15 protein-coding genes are annotated in these 19029 nt (G+C 63.9%); 11 read left to right on the top strand and 4 right to left on the bottom strand.

Annotated elements, in window-relative coordinates; genetic code table 11:
- Nucleotides 1-68 precede the first annotated feature (68 nt).
- Nucleotides 69-1379, bottom strand: coding sequence for an MFS transporter (locus J2Y48_RS09490; RefSeq protein ID WP_310416280.1), 1311 nt, complete (start codon nucleotides 1377-1379; stop codon nucleotides 69-71).
- Nucleotides 1380-1573: 194 nt separating this feature from the next.
- Here J2Y48_RS09490 and J2Y48_RS25335 point away from each other — a divergent pair, with 194 nt between their 5' ends.
- The 9 genes from J2Y48_RS25335 (at nucleotide 1574) to ligA (ending at nucleotide 13687) form a co-directional block, all read left to right on the top strand.
- Entirely contained in the window at nucleotides 1574-1834 is a 261-nt protein-coding gene (locus J2Y48_RS25335) for a diguanylate cyclase domain-containing protein (RefSeq protein WP_405030187.1), read from the top strand.
- A gap of 283 nt (nucleotides 1835-2117) precedes the next feature.
- The gene (locus J2Y48_RS09485) at nucleotides 2118-3041 is read left to right on the top strand and encodes a D-alanine--D-alanine ligase (protein ID WP_310416801.1); all 924 of its coding nucleotides are present in this window, start codon (nucleotides 2118-2120) and stop codon (nucleotides 3039-3041) included.
- Entirely contained in the window at nucleotides 3029-3961 is a 933-nt protein-coding gene (locus J2Y48_RS09480) for a cell division protein FtsQ/DivIB (protein ID WP_310416276.1), read from the top strand. Before J2Y48_RS09485 ends, J2Y48_RS09480 begins: the two co-directional genes overlap by 13 nt.
- On the top strand, nucleotides 3958-5289 hold the full coding sequence (gene ftsA, locus J2Y48_RS09475) for a cell division protein FtsA (RefSeq protein WP_310416273.1): 1332 nt from the start codon (nucleotides 3958-3960) through the stop codon (nucleotides 5287-5289). Before J2Y48_RS09480 ends, ftsA begins: the two co-directional genes overlap by 4 nt.
- A gap of 105 nt (nucleotides 5290-5394) precedes the next feature.
- Complete coding sequence (ftsZ, locus tag J2Y48_RS09470) at nucleotides 5395-7134, top strand: cell division protein FtsZ (RefSeq protein WP_310416271.1); 1740 nt, start codon at nucleotides 5395-5397, stop codon at nucleotides 7132-7134.
- A gap of 310 nt (nucleotides 7135-7444) precedes the next feature.
- A complete protein-coding gene (gene lpxC, locus J2Y48_RS09465; protein WP_310416267.1) occupies nucleotides 7445-8395 on the top strand; it encodes a UDP-3-O-acyl-N-acetylglucosamine deacetylase in 951 nt (316 codons plus the stop codon).
- A gap of 162 nt (nucleotides 8396-8557) precedes the next feature.
- Entirely contained in the window at nucleotides 8558-9421 is an 864-nt protein-coding gene (locus tag J2Y48_RS09460; protein WP_310416264.1) for an outer membrane protein assembly factor BamD, read from the top strand.
- Nucleotides 9422-9441: 20 nt separating this feature from the next.
- The gene (gene recN, locus J2Y48_RS09455) at nucleotides 9442-11112 is read left to right on the top strand and encodes a DNA repair protein RecN (protein WP_310416261.1); all 1671 of its coding nucleotides are present in this window, start codon (nucleotides 9442-9444) and stop codon (nucleotides 11110-11112) included.
- A gap of 421 nt (nucleotides 11113-11533) precedes the next feature.
- On the top strand, nucleotides 11534-13687 hold the full coding sequence (gene ligA, locus J2Y48_RS09450; RefSeq protein ID WP_310416258.1) for an NAD-dependent DNA ligase LigA: 2154 nt from the start codon (nucleotides 11534-11536) through the stop codon (nucleotides 13685-13687).
- Nucleotides 13688-13707: 20 nt separating this feature from the next.
- Here the strand turns inward: ligA and J2Y48_RS09445 are convergent, their stop codons facing one another.
- Both J2Y48_RS09445 and J2Y48_RS09440 read right to left on the bottom strand, forming a co-directional pair.
- Entirely contained in the window at nucleotides 13708-14439 is a 732-nt protein-coding gene (locus J2Y48_RS09445; RefSeq protein ID WP_310416255.1) for a PAS domain-containing protein, read from the bottom strand.
- A gap of 220 nt (nucleotides 14440-14659) precedes the next feature.
- Nucleotides 14660-16708, bottom strand: coding sequence for a DEAD/DEAH box helicase (locus J2Y48_RS09440; RefSeq protein ID WP_310416252.1), 2049 nt, complete (start codon nucleotides 16706-16708; stop codon nucleotides 14660-14662).
- Nucleotides 16709-17004: 296 nt separating this feature from the next.
- On the opposite strand from J2Y48_RS09440, the gene panC reads away from it, so the two are divergent.
- Together panC and panB are read left to right on the top strand one after the other, a co-directional pair.
- Complete coding sequence (gene panC, locus J2Y48_RS09435) at nucleotides 17005-17868, top strand: pantoate--beta-alanine ligase (protein WP_310416798.1); 864 nt, start codon at nucleotides 17005-17007, stop codon at nucleotides 17866-17868.
- A gap of 13 nt (nucleotides 17869-17881) precedes the next feature.
- The gene (gene panB / locus J2Y48_RS09430) at nucleotides 17882-18712 is read left to right on the top strand and encodes a 3-methyl-2-oxobutanoate hydroxymethyltransferase (RefSeq protein WP_310416250.1); all 831 of its coding nucleotides are present in this window, start codon (nucleotides 17882-17884) and stop codon (nucleotides 18710-18712) included.
- Nucleotides 18713-18718: 6 nt separating this feature from the next.
- Here the strand turns inward: panB and J2Y48_RS09425 are convergent, their stop codons facing one another.
- Nucleotides 18719-18973 carry a DUF2164 domain-containing protein gene (locus J2Y48_RS09425; protein ID WP_310416247.1) on the bottom strand — a complete coding sequence of 85 codons (255 nt, stop codon included), beginning with the start codon at nucleotides 18971-18973 and terminating at the stop codon, nucleotides 18719-18721.
- Nucleotides 18974-19029 lie beyond the last annotated feature (56 nt).

The raw sequence follows: 19029 nt of genomic DNA, 5'->3' as shown, positions 1-19029 counted from the left end.
GTTCAAAGAAAAGGGCCGCGTCGGATATCCGAGCGGCCCTTTTTTCGTTCAGATGGCGCGGTCAACTGTTAACCGGAGACCTCGTCTTCCGAAGAAAGCAGCAGGCAGACGAGCGTGATCACTGCGGCCGCCGCCAGATAGTAGCCGACGTAGTTCAGGCTGTAGGTCGTCGCAAGCCAGGTCGCGATGTAGGGTGCGAGCGAAGCGCCGAAGATGCTGGCGAGGTTGAACGTCATCGACGCACCCGTGTAACGCACCGAGGTCGGGAAGGGGGCTGCGAGCGCCGCACCGATCGGGCCGTAGGTCATGCCCATCAGGCCGAGGCCGATGATCGAGCAGGCGAAGGCGCCGGCGAGGCCACCGGCGAGCATCGGCCCCATGAAGATGCCGAAGATGCCGATACCGATCGTCGTCAGCACGAGCATCAATCGACGGCCATAACGGTCGGAGAGGATGCCCGAGACCGGAATCATCAGGCCGAAGAAGACGACGCCGGTCATCTGGATGACAAGGAACTGCTCGCGCGAATAGCCGAGCTTGGCCGTGCCCCAGGAGAGCGCAAAGACGGTCATCAGGTAAAACAGCACGAAGGTGGCGAGCGCGACGAAGGTGCCGAGCATCAGGCTGCGCTTGTGCGACTTCAGGATCTGGGTGATCGGCACCTGCACGCGCTCGTGCTTGTCTATCGCCTTCTGGAACTCCGGCGTCTCGGTGATCTTCAGCCGGACATAGAGGCCGATGACGACGAGCAGCACGCTGAGGATGAACGGCAGGCGCCAGCCCCAGGCGAGGAAGTCCTCGTTGCTGAGCGTCTCTCCGAGAACCAGGAAGGTGCCGGCGGAGAGGATGAAGCCGATCGGCGCGCCGAGCTGCGGGAACATCGCATACCAGGTGCGCTTGCCGGGCGGAGCATTCTCCGTGGCGAGCAGTACGGCACCACCCCACTCGCCGCCGAGGCCCAGTCCCTGGCCGAAGCGGCACAGCGCCAAGAGCAGCGGCGCCCAGACGCCGATCGTCGCATATGTCGGCAGCAGGCCGATCGCGACGGTGGAGACGCCCATCGTCATCAGGGCGGCGACGAGCGTCGCCTTGCGGCCGACCTTGTCGCCGAAGTGCCCGAACACCACGGCGCCGAACGGGCGCGCGAAGAAGGCGATCGAGAAGGTGGCGAAGGATTGCAGCATCGCCGAGGTCGGATCGGCGGACGGGAAGAAAAGGTGCGGGAAGACGATCACCGCGGCGGTTGCGTAGACGTAGAAATCGAAGAATTCGATGGTCGTCCCGACCAGACTTGCAAAGAGGACACGCGCCGGGGAGTTCACGGCGGAGGTAGTCGAATGCGTTGCGGTCGGTGACACCGTCATGGAAGTGTCACTCATTTTTTTCTTATACCTGTTGTTGTTGGATTGTCTTGCCGTCTTGGGAGGCAGCGGGGCTGTCTTACGGTATCGGATCCGGCGTTGGAACAACAAAAATGCTAAATTAGCCGGATTTCGGTATTTTTTGCGACATTTGCAATCTGTCCGCGACATTCTCTGAAAGGTCGCCAACAGGGGAGTGCCGATCCCACCATTTGTTAGCACCCCGCGTCGGCGGCAAAGAGTTCGGCGTGCTCTTGTGCGGGCACTCGCCCGGCGAGGCCGCCCGGTGCGTCGAAGGCTCGCGGCGGCATCGAGCAACGACCCATTTCCTGCGGGCAGGTGAGGATACCGTGACAATCTCGGCGGGTCTTGCCGATAGCCGTGCCGACCGTGCATTCGAAGATCTTTCTTCGCACGCCGACCGGGCGCTCGACACATCGACGAGCGCCCAATCCAATCCACGCCGTCAGTAACAGACAGTATCCTCGGTCTCTGCGCTTCTGATCATTTCATTCAGTGGCAAGGAAAGCTTGCATCGCGGGCAACTCTCTGATTCTAGGGCGATATTCGATGGAGGGCTGTGATTCGTGATGCGGCCGCCACTGTTTGCGGCGCATGTCGGTTAACGAAAGTAAACGCTTCATTAACCATAATGCAGCTTTAGTTACATCGTCTCGAATGTCCGAGTCGGTTCCTTGAAGGATCAGGTCCGCACAAGCGAGTTCGGTCAGTGTGCGAGAGAGTCCGGGGGTACAGATGAGCAAGCATGTAGCCATGCTAATGGGCGGAGTTTCCTCCGAAAGGCCCGTAAGCCTTTCGTCCGGCAACGCCTGTGCGGATGCGCTCGAAGCCGTCGGCTACCGCGTAACCCGTGTTGATGTGGGCTATGATGTCGCGACGGTGCTTTCGGACCTGAAGCCGGATGTGGCTTTCAATGCCCTGCATGGCCCGTTCGGCGAGGATGGTACGATCCAGGGCGTCCTCGAGTTTCTCAGGATTCCCTATACGCATTCCGGCGTGCTTGCTTCTGCGCTGGCAATGGACAAGGCGCAGGCGAAGATCGTCGCCAAGGCGGCCGGCATGCCCGTTGCTGAAGCGAAGGTGATGGATCGCTTTGAATTCACCTCCAGGCACCCGATGAAGCCGCCCTATGTAGTCAAGCCGGTACGCGAGGGCTCCAGCTTCGGCGTCGTCATCGTCAAGGAAGATCAGGCGCATCCGCCGCAGGTCATCACCTCCGATGACTGGCGTTATGGCGACCGGGTCATGGTCGAGCGCTACGTCTACGGTCGGGAATTGACGTGCGGGGTCATGGGCGACGTTGCCCTTGGTGTCACCGAGGTGGTGCCGCAGGGACACGGCTTCTACGATTATGACGCGAAATACGCGCAAGGGGGCTCAAGGCACGTCCTTCCTGCGCAAATTTCACCAAATATTTACCAAAAAATACAAACACTAGCACTCAAGGCGCATCAGGCGATCGGCTGTCGCGGCGTCAGCAGATCGGACTTCCGATATGACGACCGCTTCTCCGAGAACGGCGAGATTGTGTGGCTGGAGGTCAACACCCAGCCCGGCATGACGCCGACGTCGCTGGTGCCCGAGATGGCCGTCCATGCCGGTCATTCCTTTGGTGAATTCTTGAGTTGGATGGTGGAGGACGCGTCGTGCTTGCGTTGATCGGCAGAAAGAGGAGCAAGGCGGCTCGGCAGGGCGCGGCGGGTCTCGTCGATGCTGATTCCGGGCGCGTATTGCCGCGTCCGCTGCGCAGGATCGTGCGGTTCACCGTCAGCCTCGCCGTCGGGCGCGTGCCGATAGCGCGCCATACGGGCACGGTTGCCGCGATCGCTTTCCTGGCGGCGACCGGTTTCTACGGGATGTCGCTTGGCGGCCACACGCAGGATTTCACCCAGGCGACGACGGCGGCGGCGGGCTTTGCCATCGACGACGTGAAGGTTTCCGGTGCGCGCGAAACGTCGGAAATCGAAATTCTCGCGCATCTCGGTCTCGATGGCACCACCTCGCTTGTGGCGGTGGACGTCGAGGACGTGCGCGGCAAGCTTGCGCAGCTTCCGTGGGTGGAGCAGGTCTCCGTCCGAAAGGTCTATCCAGGCACGATCGAGGTCGCGCTCAAGGAACGCGAGGCGTTCGCGATCTGGCAGCACGGCGACGATCTTTCGCTGATCGAGAAGAATGGCAGCGTCATCGCGCCGCTCCGCGACAACAAGTTCTCGGCCTTGCCGCTGTTCGTCGGACGCGATGCCGAGACGGCTGCGGCGAGCTTCGACAAGCAGTTCGACAACTGGCCGGAAATCAAGGCGCGCGTAAAGGCATACGTTCGCGTGGCCGGCCGTCGGTGGGACCTCCGTCTCGACAACGGCATTGTCGTCAAGCTGCCGGAAACCAACATCGCCCGGGCTATGGACGTGTTGTCCAGGTTCGACGCCGAGCATGGGCTCCTGGAGCGCGACATCGCCGCCGTCGACCTGCGGCTCGAGGACCGCACCACGATACAGTTGACCGAAGGGGCCGCCGCCCGCCGCAAGGTGGTGCTGGAGCAGCGCACCAAGGAACTCAAGAAGGTGACCGATCGCTCATGAGTATCTTCGGCTCCTCCCATTTCGGCCTGCCGCGTTTGAAGCCGCTCAATTCCAAGCGGTCGCACGTCGTTTCGGTGCTCGACATCGGCTCGACCAAGGTCGTCTGCATGATCGGCAAGCTGACGCCGCGGCCGGAAAGCGAAATCCTTCCCGGCAGGACGCACTCGATCGAGGTCATCGGCATCGGACACCACCGCTCGCGGGGCGTCAAAAACGGGGTGATCGCGGATCTGGACGCGGCTGAAAGCGTTGTTCGCCTTGCCGTCGATGCCGCCGAGCGCATGGCGGGCCTGACGATCGACAGCCTGATCGTCAACGTCTCCGCGGGTCGGCTGCAAAGCGACATCTATACCGGCACGATCGATCTCGGTGGCCAGGAAGTGGAAGCGGCGGACCTGCGCAAGGTTCTGGCTGCGGCCGGCCAGCGCTCGCTGCGCCAGGACCGCGCCATCCTGCATTCCCTGCCGACCGGTTTCTCCCTCGACGGCGAGCGCGGCATCCGTGATCCGCTCTCGATGTACGGCGATGTGCTGGGCGTCGACATGCATGTGCTGACGGCCGAGCGGACCGCGCTGAAGAACCTCGAACTCTGCGTCAACCGTGCCCACCTCTCGGTCGAGGGCATGGTGGCCACGCCCTACGCGAGCGGCCTGTCGGCACTCGTGGACGACGAGGTCGAACTCGGTTGCGCCTGCATCGACATGGGCGGCGGAACAACGACGATTTCCGTCTTCGCCGAAGGCAAGCTCGTCCATGCGGACGCCGTCGCGCTTGGCGGCCATCACGTAACGACCGACATTGCCCGCGGTCTGTCGACCCGCATCGAGGATGCCGAGCGGCTGAAGGTCGTGCATGGCTCTGCGCTGCCGAATGCCTCTGACGAGCGCGACATCGTGCCAGTGCCTCCGCTTGGCGAAGACGACCGGGACCAGCCGACGCATGTGCCGCGCGCGCTGCTTTCTCGCATTGTCTGTGCCCGGATCGAGGAGACGCTCGAACTGATTCGCGACCGCATCCAGCGCTCCGGCTTCTCGCCGATCGTGGGCAAGCGGATCGTGCTGACGGGCGGCGCAAGCCAGCTGACGGGGTTGCCGGAAGCCGCGCGCCGGATTCTTGCGCGCAACGTTCGCGTCGGGCGTCCGCTTGGCGTGTCTGGCTTGCCGGCCGCCGCCAAGGGGGCAGCGTTCTCCACAGCGGTGGGGCTGATGATCTATCCGCAGGTTGCGGAGCTGGAAACGCATGCGACGCAAGGCGGCATGCTTGCGTCGCTTGCAGGCGGTAACAGCCGCATCGCCCGGATGGGGCAGTGGCTGAAGGAGAGTTTCTGACGGGTTTGCCGCGAGTGCGTGCGTAGCGGGAAAAACGGAATCGAGTTTTTGGGATATTGGCCGGTGTGGCGATGCAGGCCAGAACAGACAAAAGGAACAGGTACAATGACGATCAAGCTGCAGAAGCCCGACATCACTGAGCTGAAGCCCCGCATCACCGTCTTTGGTGTTGGCGGCGGCGGTGGCAATGCGGTCAACAACATGATCACCGCAGGGCTGCAGGGCGTCGATTTCGTCGTCGCCAACACGGACGCCCAGGCATTGACCATGACGAAGGCCGAGCGGATCATCCAGATGGGCGCCCAGGTCACCGAGGGTCTCGGCGCCGGTTCGCAGCCCGAGGTCGGCCGTGCGGCCGCCGAGGAGTGCATCGACGAGATCATCGACCATCTGAACGGCACCCACATGTGCTTCGTGACCGCCGGCATGGGCGGCGGAACGGGCACCGGTGCTGCTCCGATCGTCGCCCAGGCCGCCCGCAATAAGGGCATCCTGACCGTCGGCGTCGTCACCAAGCCGTTCCACTTCGAAGGCGGTCGCCGCATGCGGCTGGCCGAGCAGGGCATCCAGGAACTGCAGAAGTCGGTCGACACGCTGATCGTCATCCCGAACCAGAACCTGTTCCGCATCGCCAACGACAAGACGACGTTTGCCGATGCCTTCGCGATGGCCGACCAGGTCCTCTACTCGGGCGTCGCCTGCATCACCGACCTGATGGTCAAGGAAGGCCTGATCAACCTCGACTTCGCCGACGTCCGCTCGGTCATGCGCGAGATGGGTCGTGCGATGATGGGCACGGGCGAGGCTTCCGGCGAGGGCCGCGCAATGGCGGCCGCCGAAGCTGCGATCGCCAACCCGCTGCTCGACGAAACCTCGATGAAGGGCGCCCAGGGCCTGCTGATCTCGATCACCGGCGGCCGCGACCTGACCCTGTTCGAAGTCGACGAGGCGGCGACCCGCATCCGCGAGGAAGTCGATCCGGACGCCAACATCATTCTCGGCGCGACCTTCGACGAGGAACTGGAGGGGCTGATCCGCGTCTCCGTCGTTGCGACCGGCATCGATCGCGCCGCCGCGGAAATGTCTGGCAAGAACGCCGATTTTCGTGGCGCAAGCAAGCCGCTGATCCGTCCGTCCGCTGCCGTTCCGGTTCAGCCTCAGGTGTCGCAGCCGGTTGCACCGGCTCCGGTGATGAGCCAGCCGGCCGCACCGCAGCCTGTCGCCGCCCAGCCGCTCCGCACTGCCGATCCGATCTCCGAGACGATCCTGGCGGCGGAACTCGGCCTCGAGCGCGAACTGGCTCTGCCGGAGGCAAGGGCGGCTGCAACTCCGCAGGAGGAATTCCGGCCGCAGAGCCGCCTCTTTGCCGCAGCACCGGCCACAGAGGCCCCGGTCGCCGCACGCCCGGCGCCGATCCCGCAGCCGCAGTTCCAGCAGCCGGTCGCCGCAGTGCCGGTCGCCCCGCGCGCAGAGCCGGCCGCACCGGTCATCCGCCAGGAGCCGGTCGCGACTCGCATGCCGCGAATCGAGGACTTCCCACCCGTCGTCCAGGCAGAGGTTGAGCACCGCAGCCAGCCGGCGCAGGTTCAGGCCGAGGAACGCGGACCGATGGGCCTGCTGAGACGCCTTACCTCGTCGCTCTCCCGCCGTGAGGAAGAGGAGCCGCAGGCCGCGGCAGAGGCCGTTCCGGCGCCGCAGCGCCGGACGTTGTCGCCGGAGGCCAGCCTCTATGCGCCGCGTCGCGGCCAGCTCGACGACCACGGCCGCGCCAATCCGCAGCCGCGCGCACTCAGCGAGGATGACCAACTCGAGATCCCGGCGTTCCTGCGCCGGCAGTCTAACTGAAATTGTAACGGAAGATGTCAAAAGACCCGGATCCGTGATCCGGGTCTTTTGCTTTTATCGTTTTTAATCAAACGGTTAAGTTTGGTGGTCAAGGCGTAACATATCGAAAGAAACAGTGATTTGTAAGGGAAGAGGCGCACAACTACATTCCGGCCGAAAACGAGGGCATGGCCTTGATTCAAGGGCGATTTTTACCGCACGGCGGTGGCCTCGGTAGCGCAGCCTCAAACGCGGATCTCAGTGGTTGCAAGGCGCGCTCGACAGATAAAGACGACTGGCGTGGTGCCAGTGCAGAACAAGGCAATAGGAAATGTCCATTAGCTTGCTGGGTTTTCAGACGACGATCTCGAGCCCGGTCACGATTTCGGGAACCGGCGTCCATTCCGGCGCCGTCGTTTCGATCACCTTCCATCCGGCCGAGGCCGATAGTGGCATCGTATTTCAACGCGTGCATGACAACGGCAGCGTCAGCGAATATCGCGCGGTCTCCGGGCAGGTCGGCAATACGGATCTTTGCACCGTTCTCGGCTTTTCGCCGGACAAGTCGATCGCGACCGTCGAGCACGTGATGGCAGCGCTTTATGCGCTTTCGCTGGACAACGTCCTGATCGAGGTTCACGGCGCCGAAATGCCGATCATGGATGGCAGCTCAGCGCCGTTCATCGACGCGATCGACCAGGTGGGATTGCGCCCGCTCGCCGTCAAGCGCCGCTATATCCGCGTCGTCAAGCCTGTTCGCGTCGAAGCCGGTGCGTCCTGGGCGGAGTTCCTGCCGCACGACGGCACGCGCTTTGAAGTGGAAATCGATTTCGATTGCCCGCTGATCGGTCGCCAGGCCTGGAAGGGGGAATTGACGCCCGCAACCTTCCGCAGCGAACTCTCGCGTGCCCGCACGTTCGGCTTCATGCGCGATGTGGAGCGGCTTTGGGCCGCCGGCTACGCGCTCGGGTCGTCACTCGAGAATTCGGTGGTTATTTCCGACGACAACGTGGTGATCAACGTCGAGGGCCTTCGCTACAGGGACGAATTTGCCCGTCACAAGACGCTCGACGCCGTCGGCGATCTGGCGTTGGCCGGGGCGCAGTTCATCGGCTGCTACCGCTCCTATCGCGGTGGCCACAAGATGAATGCGCATGCGCTGAAGGCGTTGCTGAACGATCGCACCGCCTATGAAGTGGTGGAGGCAACTGCACCGCGCCGCGCCGGCAAGCGGGAGCTCACGGCCGTCAACGCACCCGGGTTTGCTCCCTGGTCTGCATAAGGCCGGGGATGTTTCCCACATCTTGGTGTTTTCACACATAGTTTGCCACAAAATTGCGTCAATGCGCCTGCATGGCGTTGCGGTCCGCGCGAGTTTGAGGATAGAACGCAAGGCTATTGACGGCGCTCGGCAAGGGCGCCGCGCTGATTTTGGGATTGTCAGATGAATATTGCAGGGACTGTTGGTGCGAAGCATTGGACGCGAATTGTCTGCGTCGCCTTCCTGTTGACAGCGCCGGTTGCGCTGACGGCTTGCCAGAGTGATCCCGACATCGACATTACCAAGCTGGCCGGCGAGACCGATCCGCCTGAAGTTCTCTACAACCAGGGCCTAGCCAACCTGAACGCGGGCAAAGTCACGGAAGCCTCGCGGAAGTTCGAGGCCATCGACCGTCAGCATCCGTTCTCCGAATATGCCCGCAAGGCACTCGTGATGAACGCTTTCGTCAGCTACCGCCAGGGACAGACCGAGGAGGCGATTGCCGCCGGCAACCGCTACCTGAACCTCTATCCCGAATCGGAGGATGCGGCCTACGCGCAGTACATCGTCGGCCTCGCCTATGCGAAGCAGATCCCGAGCGTTACCCAGGATCAGCGGGCGGCCACCAAGACGATCGAGGCGATGCAGAACGTCGTCACGAAGTACCCGAAGTCGGAGTACGTCGAAGACGCCCAGACCAAGATCCGTTTCGCCCGCGACCAGCTGGCCGGCAAGGAGATGCAGGTCGGCCGCTACTATCTGGAGCGGAAGGAATACCTCGCCGCCATCACGCGCTTCCGCACGGTTGTGGAGCAGTACGGCAACACCAACCAGATCGAAGAAGCGCTCGCGCGTCTCGTCGAATCCTATTATGCAATGGGTCTTGCCAGCGAGGCGCAAACCGCTGCGGCCGTCCTCGGTCATAACTACCCGGACAGCCAGTGGTATGCGGATTCCTACAAGCTGCTCCAGTCCAAGGGGCTGGAGCCGCGTGAAAACGCTGGTTCCTGGATTTCGCGCGCTGGCAAGAAGCTCATCGGCGCCTGAGAAAAGAGATATGGTCCCGGATGCTGGCACAGCTTTCGATCCGCGATATTGTCCTGATCGAACGGCTTGATCTGGGGTTCGATGCCGGCCTGTCCGTGCTGACCGGTGAAACCGGCGCCGGCAAATCCATCCTGCTCGACAGCCTGTCGCTCGCCCTCGGCGGGCGAGGGGACGGCGCGCTCGTACGCCACGGTCTCGACAAGGGCCAGGTGACCGCCGTATTCGATGTACCGTCCAGTCATGCGGCGCGTATGTTGCTGCGCAGCAACGGCATCGATGACGATGGCGATCTCATCTTCCGCCGCGTGCAATCGGCGGATGGGCGCACCAAGGCCTATGTCAACGACCAGCCGATCTCGGTGCAATTGATGCGCCAGGCCGGCCAGCGACTTGTCGAGATCCATGGCCAGCACGACGACCGGGCGCTGATCGACACCGATGCCCACCGGATCCTGCTCGACGCCTTCGGCGGGCTTGGCGAGCCGGCGGGCGAGGTTGCAGTCCTCTACCAGCGCTGGCGGGAGGCCGAACGCGCGCTTCGGCGCCATCGTGAAAGGGTCGAGGCGGCAGCGCGCGAAGCGGACTACCTGCGCTCGTCCGTCGAGGAGCTGGAGAAGCTTTCCCCGCAGGATGGCGAGGAGGAACTGCTCGCCGAGGATCGCGCCCGCATGATGAAGGCGGAGCGCATCGCCGGCGACATCAACGAGGCGAGCGATTTTCTCAACGGCAATGCTTCGCCGGTCCCGGTCATCGCCTCGATGGTCCGCCGGCTGGAGCGCAAGAGCCAGGAGGCTCCGGGCCTGCTGGAGGAAACCGTCGAGCTTCTTGGCCGTGCCGTCGACCAGCTTTCCGATGCGCAGATGGCGGTGGACGCGGCGCTGCGCAAGACCGAATTCGACCCGAAGCTGCTGGAGCGGACGGAAGAGCGCTTGTTCGCGCTGCGCGCCGCTTCGCGCAAATACTCCGTTCCCGTTGCCGGGCTCCCCGCGCTCGCCGCAAAGATGATCGCCGATCTCGCCGATCTCGACGCCGGCGAGGAGAAGCTGGTCCAACTCGAGAAGCACGTGACCGATATGCGGGCGGCTTATGACGTTGCGGCGCGCGCGCTCTCGGATCGCCGCCACCATACGGCCGAGGCTCTTGCCGCGGCCGTGATGGCGGAGCTTCCGGCGCTGAAGCTCGAGCGCGCACGCTTCATGGTCAACATCACCACCGATCCTGACGGCGGCGGCGAGGATGGCATCGACACCGTCGAGTTTCATGTCCAGACCAACCCTGGCACGCGCCCCGGACCGATCATGAAGGTGGCGTCGGGCGGTGAGCTTTCGCGCTTTCTTCTGGCGCTCAAGGTGGCACTTGCGGACCGCGGCTCTGCGCCGACGCTGGTCTTTGACGAAATCGATACCGGCGTTGGCGGCGCGGTCGCCGACGCGATCGGCCAGCGGCTGAAGCGCCTCTCCTCGACGGTGCAGGTGCTTTCCGTCACGCACGCGCCGCAGGTAGCGGCCCGCGCGGCCACCCACCTTCTGATTTCCAAGGGGCCGATCGAAGGCAGCGAGGCGGTCGCCACCCGCGTCGCCCGCATGGACGATGGCGCTCGCACCGAGGAGATTGCCCGCATGCTGGCCGGCGCGTCGGTGACGGAAGAGGCGAGGGCGGCGGCGGCACGATTGCTGTCGGGCGGCGGCTGAGGCCGGGGCCGGCCGTTGCGACCTTCATCTGATTTCCCGCTTTCTCTCTTCTAAGTTTCAGTAGCCCCTCATCCGCCTGCCAGCACCTTCTCCCCGCAGGCAGGGCGAAGGGCATATGCCGTCCCGTCGAATCCGGCCTCGCCAGTGAGGCCGGTGGCGACCTCCGCCGGTGAGACCTGCGGCAAACCCACCGGCGAGACCCGTGGTAAACCCGCCGGCGAAACCCGTGGCAAACCCGTCGGCGAGACCCGCGGCAAACTCGTTCCCTCTCCCCGCTTGCGGGGAGAGGGTTAGGGCGAGGGGCAGCGAAGTGCGCTGAGATGTCTTTTGCCCGCTGTATGTAGACGTGTGCGCCCCGCAATCGTCTTCCCTTTCATCGCAGTTGCTCTAAAACCGATCTCTCGGAATCGCGGAGTGGGCCATGGCAATCGAAAAGATCCCCGTCGAAAACCTGACCGAGGAGGCGGCGGCGGCGGAACTCGCCTATCTGGCGGCGGAGATCGCCCGGCATGACGAGCTTTACCACGGCAAGGACCAGCCGGAGATCTCCGATGCGGACTATGACGCGCTGAAGCGCCGCAATGAGGCGGTCGAGGCGCGCTTTCCGGCATTGGTGCGCGCCGACAGCCCCTCCCGCCGGGTCGGCGCCGCGCCGCTGCCGACCTTTGCGCCGATCGTCCATGCCCGGCCGATGCTGTCCCTCGACAACACCTTCTCCGACGAAGACGTGCGCGACTTCATCGCCTCCGTCTACCGCTTCCTCGGTCGTCTGCCGGATGATTCGATCGCCTTCACTGCAGAGCCGAAGATCGACGGCCTTTCCATGTCGATCCGTTACGAGAACGGCAGGCTCGTCAACGCCGCCACCCGCGGTGACGGCACCACCGGCGAGAACGTGAGCGCCAACATCCTCACCATCAACGAGATCCCCAAACGCCTGCCTGCGGGCGCCCCGGCAATCGCCGAGGTGCGCGGTGAGGTCTATATGGCCAAGAGCGATTTCCAGGCGCTGAACGCGCAGATGGCCGCGGAAGGCAAGCAGACCTACGTCAACCCGCGCAACACCGCCGCCGGGTCGCTGCGCCAGCTCGACGCGGCGGTGACGGCGAGTCGGAAGCTCCGCTTCTTCGCCTACGCCTGGGGCGAGATGTCGGACATGCCGGCCGAAACGCAGCTTGGCATGGTGGAAACGTTCAAGGCCTGGGGCTTCCCGGTCAACCCGCTGATGAAGCGGCTGTTCAAGGTCGAGGACATCATCGCCCACTACCGCGAGATCGGCCTTGCCCGTCCGGACCTCGACTACGACATCGACGGCGTTGTCTACAAGGTCGACCAGCTCGACCTGCAGGCGCGCCTGGGTTTCCGCTCCCGGTCGCCACGCTGGGCGACGGCGCACAAATTTCCTGCCGAGCAGGCGCTGACGACGCTGACGGCGATCGATATCCAGGTCGGCCGCACCGGTGCACTCACCCCGGTCGCGCGGCTTGAACCGGTGACCGTCGGCGGTGTCGTCGTCACCAATGCGACGCTGCACAACGAGGACTATATCCGCGGGGTGGGCAACAGCGGCGAGCCGATCCGCGAGGGGCGGGATATCCGCGTCGGCGACGTCGTGATCGTCCAGCGCGCCGGCGACGTGATCCCGCAGATCGTCGACGTGGTGCTGGAAAAGCGGCCGTCGGACGCGGTGCCGTACGAGTTTCCCAAGACCTGCCCGGTCTGCGGCAGCCATGCCGTGCGCGACATCAATGAGAAATCCGGCAAGGTCGACGCGGTGCGGCGCTGCACCGGCGGCTTTGTCTGCCGCGCCCAGGCGGTGGAGCATCTGAAGCACTTCGTCTCCCGCAACGCCTACGATATCGAGGGGCTCGGCTCCAAGCAGATCGATTTCTTCTTCGAGGCGGAGGATCCGGCGCTGACGATCCGCACAGCGCCGGAGATTTTCACGCTGGAGAAGCGCCAGGCCGATTCCCTGACCAAACTGGAGAACATCGAGGGCTTCGGCCGCGTCAGCGTGCGCAAGCTATACGACGCGATCGACGCCCGTCGCACCATTGCGCTCAACCGCTTCATCTATGCGCTCGGCATTCGCCACGTCGGCGAAACGACCGCGAAACTGCTCGCGCGTGCGTACGGAACCTATCAAGCCTTCGAGACCGGGATGCAGGAGGCCGTCTCTCTCAGCGGCGAGGCCTGGAACGAGCTCAACCGCATCGACGGGATCGGCGAGGTCGTGGCACGTTCCATCGTCGAGTTCTACAAGGAACCGCGCAATCTAGACGTCATCGAGCGCTTGCTTCTGGAGGTGATGCCCGAGGCGGCGGAAGTGCCGGTCGCGAGCGATAGCCCCGTCGCCGGCAAGACCGTCGTCTTCACCGGCTCGCTGGAGAAGATGTCACGCGACGAGGCCAAGGCCATGGCCGAGCGGCTTGGCGCCAAGGTGTCTGGTTCGGTCTCCAAGAAGACGGATCTCGTCGTCGCGGGACCGGGGGCGGGCTCGAAGCTCGACAAGGCGCGCGAATTCGGCGTCGAAGTGATCGATGAGGACCAATGGTTCGAACGGATCAATCCATGAGTTCTGTTCGCTGCTGAAGTTCAACCCGCACGCCGGCGGCGGTCGGGACCTTCCTGGATTACGACAAGCGCACCGATCAATGGCTGGTCCTCTGCATAGCAGGGTGTCAGCCTGCGCCGGATCACCACGACCTTGCCGTCCATTTCCCGTGCATTCGTATGCTCTACCGTCTCTCCTGAAAAACAACGGTCGAGATTGGTCTTGATCCGGCTGTCAAACCGTTCTGCGCCGACGACGTCGCGCACATGGCAGCCGATGAGTTCGTGCGGCTTTCGGTTTAGTCGGGCCGCATCGGTCGTGTTGGCATAGAGGTAGCGATAATCGGTAGTCACGACCGAAACGCGTTCCGGCAAGGTGTCCAACTGGCCCACGTCAAGCACGCCGTTGCGGATCGGCGCTGACAAGGCGGGAAGGCCGCCGGTGTCGGTGGGTGTGCGCACGATGATGTAGCGCCGGAGAAGTGCTTCGATCAGATCCGCGTTGCTGCGGACACTTGCGGCGTCGTCCGCTTCTTCGCGCAGCAGCCGCAGCAGTGCCGTGAACTGGACTTGCTGTCCGGCGGTATCGTTCGTCAGGTGATCGACGAGCGCTGTCAGGGAGGAGGTCAGTTCGCGATCGAGACGGCAGACGAGTGGGGCGTTGTCGGTTGATACGGCGTCCTGCAGGCGGCGATAGTGCTCCCAGAAAGCCTCGGTAAGGCGCTCCGTGACGCAAAGCCCCGTGTGGCCCCTAAGCGTTTCCCTATCTGCCATTCGCCCCACCGACGATGAAATCGCCGTTACCCGACTCGATGACCCTTCCAGTTGCAAGGAAGATAGGCGGGTTCGCCCCATTGGAGAAGTGGGATTCGCTTTAGCCTTTGCTTGTCGCGGCAGGCTGTGGCCGTGGGGGCACGACGAAGCGGGCTTGATCAGATGCGATCGTGCCACCCCGCTTCATATGGAGCGGGGCGACATCTCAAGCACGGCTCGGCTAGCCGTTGGATTTCTTGGCCTTCCTCTTCTTGACGAACGGAGCGTCGCCCTGCGGCCCCTTTGCACGCGGCCCCTTGCCCTTGAAACCGGCGTCCTTGAAGCCCTTGTCTTGGAATTCCTTGCCATGGAATTCCTTGCCCTGAGAGGGCTTCTTGCCGAAACCTGGTTTGTTCCAGGCGGGGGCTTCGTCGGAATTTCCTGCCGTGCGCGGGCTCTTGGACGCGTCCTTGCGGAACGGTCTGTCGCCAGCTTCTGCGGTAGCGGGGCGCTTTTCGAATTTGTCGAACTTGCGCTTCGGCTTGCCCCCGTCACGCTCGTCGCCGTAATCGCGCTCTTTGCGGAAGCGGTCTGGCTTATCGAACGCAGGCCTATCGAAGGCAGGTTTGCCGCGCGGCTTGGCCGTCAGGTCGGGTGTGCCGTCCAGTTCCGTGACGCGAATGCCCTTCTCCAGTAGGCGCTTCGGTCCGATCTTGGCGAGGAATGCGTCGGCGACGTCTGCGGAAAGCTCCACATAGGTCTCGTCCTGCTGCATCTTGATCGCGCCGATCTCGTTCTTGGTGAGGTCGCCGTTCCGGCACAGCATCGGGATCAACCAGCGGGGCTCGGCGTTCTGCTTGCGTCCGACCGAAATGGAGAACCACCGCGCAGGACCGAATTCTTCGCGCGGGCGTCGTGGTGTCGGCTCCGCTCCGTCTGCATGTGTGCGTTCCCGCGGCGCGCGCCGCTGGTCGAGGTTGACCTCTCTCAGGTCTTCCGGCGCCGAACGGCCGGCGCGATAGAGCCGCGCGAAGGCAGCGGCGATCTGCCGGGGCTCGACGGTGGAAAGTAGCGTGTCGACGAAGGTGTTTTCATCCTCGGCGATCGGCTCGCTGAGGACCGGATCGGCCAGCAGCCGCTCGTCATCACGACGCAGGATCTCGTCGGCAGAAGGCGGCGAGGCCCATTCCGCCTTGATCCTGGCACCGGCAAGCAGGCGCTCGGCCTTGCGCATGGCGGGGAGGGGAACGATCAGCGCGCTGACGCCCTTGCGGCCGGCGCGGCCGGTGCGGCCGCTGCGGTGCAGCAGCGTTTCCGGGTTCGTCGGCAGGTCGGCGTGCACGACCAGTTCGAGGTTCGGCAGGTCGATGCCGCGCGCGGCCACGTCGGTGGCGATGCAGACGCGGGCGCGGCCGTCGCGCATCGCCTGCAGCGCATGGGTGCGTTCGTTCTGCGACAGTTCGCCCGAGAGCGCCACGACGGAGAAGCCACGATTGTTGAAGCGGGCGGTCAGGTGGTTGACGGCAGCGCGCGTCGAGCAGAACACGATCGCCGTCTGCGCCTCATAATAGCGCAGCACGTTGATGATGGCGTTCTCGCGGTCGGATGGCGTGACCGCCAGGGCACGGTACTCAATGTCGACGTGCTGGCCACGTTCGGCCGCGGTCGATACGCGGATGGCGTCGCGCTGGTAGCTGCGCGCCAGTTCCTCGATCGCCCGCGGCACCGTCGCAGAGAACATCAGCGTGCGCCGCTCTTCGGGTGCCGCGTCGAGAATGAATTCGAGATCTTCGCGGAAACCGAGGTCGAGCATCTCGTCCGCCTCATCGAGGACGACGGCGCGCAGGCCGGAGAGGTCGAGCGAGCCACGGTCGATGTGGTCGCGCAGCCGCCCAGGCGTGCCGACGACGATCTGTGCGCCGCGATCGAGTGCCCGGCGTTCATTGCGGATGTCCATGCCGCCGACGCAGGAGGCGATTACCGCGCCCGTCTCGCCGTAAAGCCATTCGAGTTCGCGTTTCACCTGCAGTGCCAGTTCCCGCGTCGGAGCGATCGCCAGCGCCAGCGGCGCTGCGGCCGGGCCGAAGCGGTCTTCGCCTTCCAGCAGCGTCGGGGCCAGCGCCAGGCCGAAGGCAACGGTCTTCCCCGAGCCGGTCTGCGCGGAGACCAGGACGTCCGCACCGCTCAGCGTCGGGTCGGAAACGGCCTTCTGCACCGGGGTCAGGGTGGTGTAACCGCGTTTTGCCAACGCGCTTGCCATCGCCGGAGCGAGGCCTTCGTATTCGGTCATCTCAGGTCTTTCGGATAATGTCGTTTCGCAGCACCCTGGTGGATCACGATGGTGCCGGACCGCGCATCGGCCCACGCGTGGCCGACCATTTGGCGGCGTTCCTACTGCGAAGCGGCCGAAAAGTACAGCAACAATATTGCATATGCGAACGTCGCTCCGGGCAGGGTTCGCTACCAGGTTAACGATTGTCTTTTTGCGCTGCACAAGATAGAAAGCGGCGCTGCCGCAAAAAAGCCCAGATGCTACGGCGGCGAGCGCCCAGGGAGAGGGTGTCGATGGATTGGAGGATCCGCCGGATGCAGACCATCACCACGATCGCGGGATTGCGTGAGGCACTTGCACCCCATCGTGCCGCCGGAAAGACGATCGGGCTCGTGCCTACCATGGGCTATCTCCACATCGGCCACATGGAACTCGTGCGCCGCGCCCGCGTCGAAAACGACATTGTCGTCGCCTCGATCTTCGTCAATCCGCTGCAGTTCGGCGAAAACGAGGATCTTGCGCGCTATCCGCGTGACTTGCCGCGCGATCAGGCGATGCTCGAACACGGCGGCGTCGATTTCCTCTTCGCGCCCGGCGTCTCAGACATGTATCCCCGCCCCATGGAGACAGTTGTGGATGTGCCCACACTCGGCTCCAAGCTTGAGGGCGAGGTACGGCCAGGACATTTCGCCGGTGTCTGCACCGTCGTCACCAAGCTGTTCAATATCGTTGGCGCCGACCGTGGCTACTTCGGCGAGAAGGATTACCAGCAACTCGCGATCATCCGCCGCATGGCCGAAGACCTGGCGCAGCCGATCGAGGTGATCGGGGTGCCGACCGTGCGCGAGGCAGATGGGCTCGCCTGTTCCTCGCGCAATGTCTACCTCTCGCCGGAGCAGCGCGCCGCCGCCGTCATCGTCCCGCGCGCGCTCGACGAGGCTGCAAGATCGATTGCAGGCGGCGAGCGGGACGCGAGCAGGGTCGAGGCGGCCGTACGGGCCTTTGTCTCCGCCGAACCGCTGGCGGAACCGGAGGTCGTCGCGCTGCGCGACCCCGAGACGCTTTCGGAACTCGCCGAAATCGGTGAGAAACCCGTTCTATTGTTGCTTTTCATCCGGTTTGGGAGCACGAAGCTGCTCGACAACCGGGTTATCGGCACGAACACGGTCAAGCAGTAAAGGTAGCCTGACGATGAGCGTACATGTAACGAAGCGGCGTCTCGCCCCCGCGGACATCACCGGCCTAAAGGGCCAGCGCCCGATTGTCAGCCTGACGGCCTATACGACACCGATCGCCAAGCTGATGGATCCGCATGTGGATTTCATGCTGGTCGGCGATTCGCTCGGCATGGTGCTCTATGGGCTCGATTCGACCGTCAGCGTGACGCTGGAAATGATGATCGCGCACGGCCAGGCCGTCATGCGCGGCTCCAGCAACGCCTGCGTCGTGGTCGATCTGCCGTTCGGCTCCTATCAGGAATCGAAGGAACTGGCCTTCCGCAGTGCCGCCCGGGTGCTGAAGGAAACCGGCTGCAGCGCCATCAAGCTCGAAGGCGGGGCGGAGATGGCCGAAACGGTTGCGTTCCTGACCCAGCGCGGCATTCCGGTGCTCGGCCATGTCGGCCTGATGCCGCAACTGATCAACACGACCGGTGGTTACCGCTCGCTCGGCCGCAACGACAAGGAAGCGGAGAAGATCCGCCGCGACGCCAAGGCGATCGATGATGCCGGGGCGTTTGCCATTGTCATCGAGGGAACGGTCGAGCCAGTTGCCCGCGAAATCAGCGGCCTGCTGAAGGTTCCGACGATCGGCATCGGCGCATCGCCGGCCTGCGACGGCCAGGTGCTCGTCGTCGACGACGCGCTCGGTGTCTTCACGGATTTCAAGCCGCGCTTCGTCAAGCACTTCGCCAACCTGGCACCGCTGATGAGCGAGGCGTTCGCGGCCTATGCGGAAGAGGTCAAGGCACGGACCTTCCCGGGGCAGGAGCACACATTCCAGGTGAAGAGCAAGAACGCCTGACGGTAGTCAGCGCCGGAAATCCCGCTGTTCCTCCAGGCGATAGAGCGCGTCGGCAAATTCGTCCATCTTGCCCAGTAGTGCGGTGTGCGCGTCGCGCAGGCCGCGGTTGTAGTGATGCGGGCCAATCTGTTTGGTGAAAAACTCCATCAGCAGTTCCGCCGGGAGTGCGCCGATCTGCTGATCGAGTTCCTCTGAAAAATAGACCTGAATGGCGCGGATGATGTCCGCCTTTTCCTGTTTAGAGAGATCGATTTTTTTCATGGGGTCAATCCTGCAACCGGCGGCATGCGTTGGCGGCACCTACGGATACGGTTCAG

The sequence above is a fragment of the Mycoplana sp. BE70 genome, from assembly GCF_031455855.1.
Classification (GTDB): Bacteria; Pseudomonadota; Alphaproteobacteria; order Rhizobiales; family Rhizobiaceae; genus Mycoplana.
The sequence above is the reverse complement of the archived record's forward strand: the minus strand, read 5'-3'. Positions and strand labels throughout refer to the sequence as shown.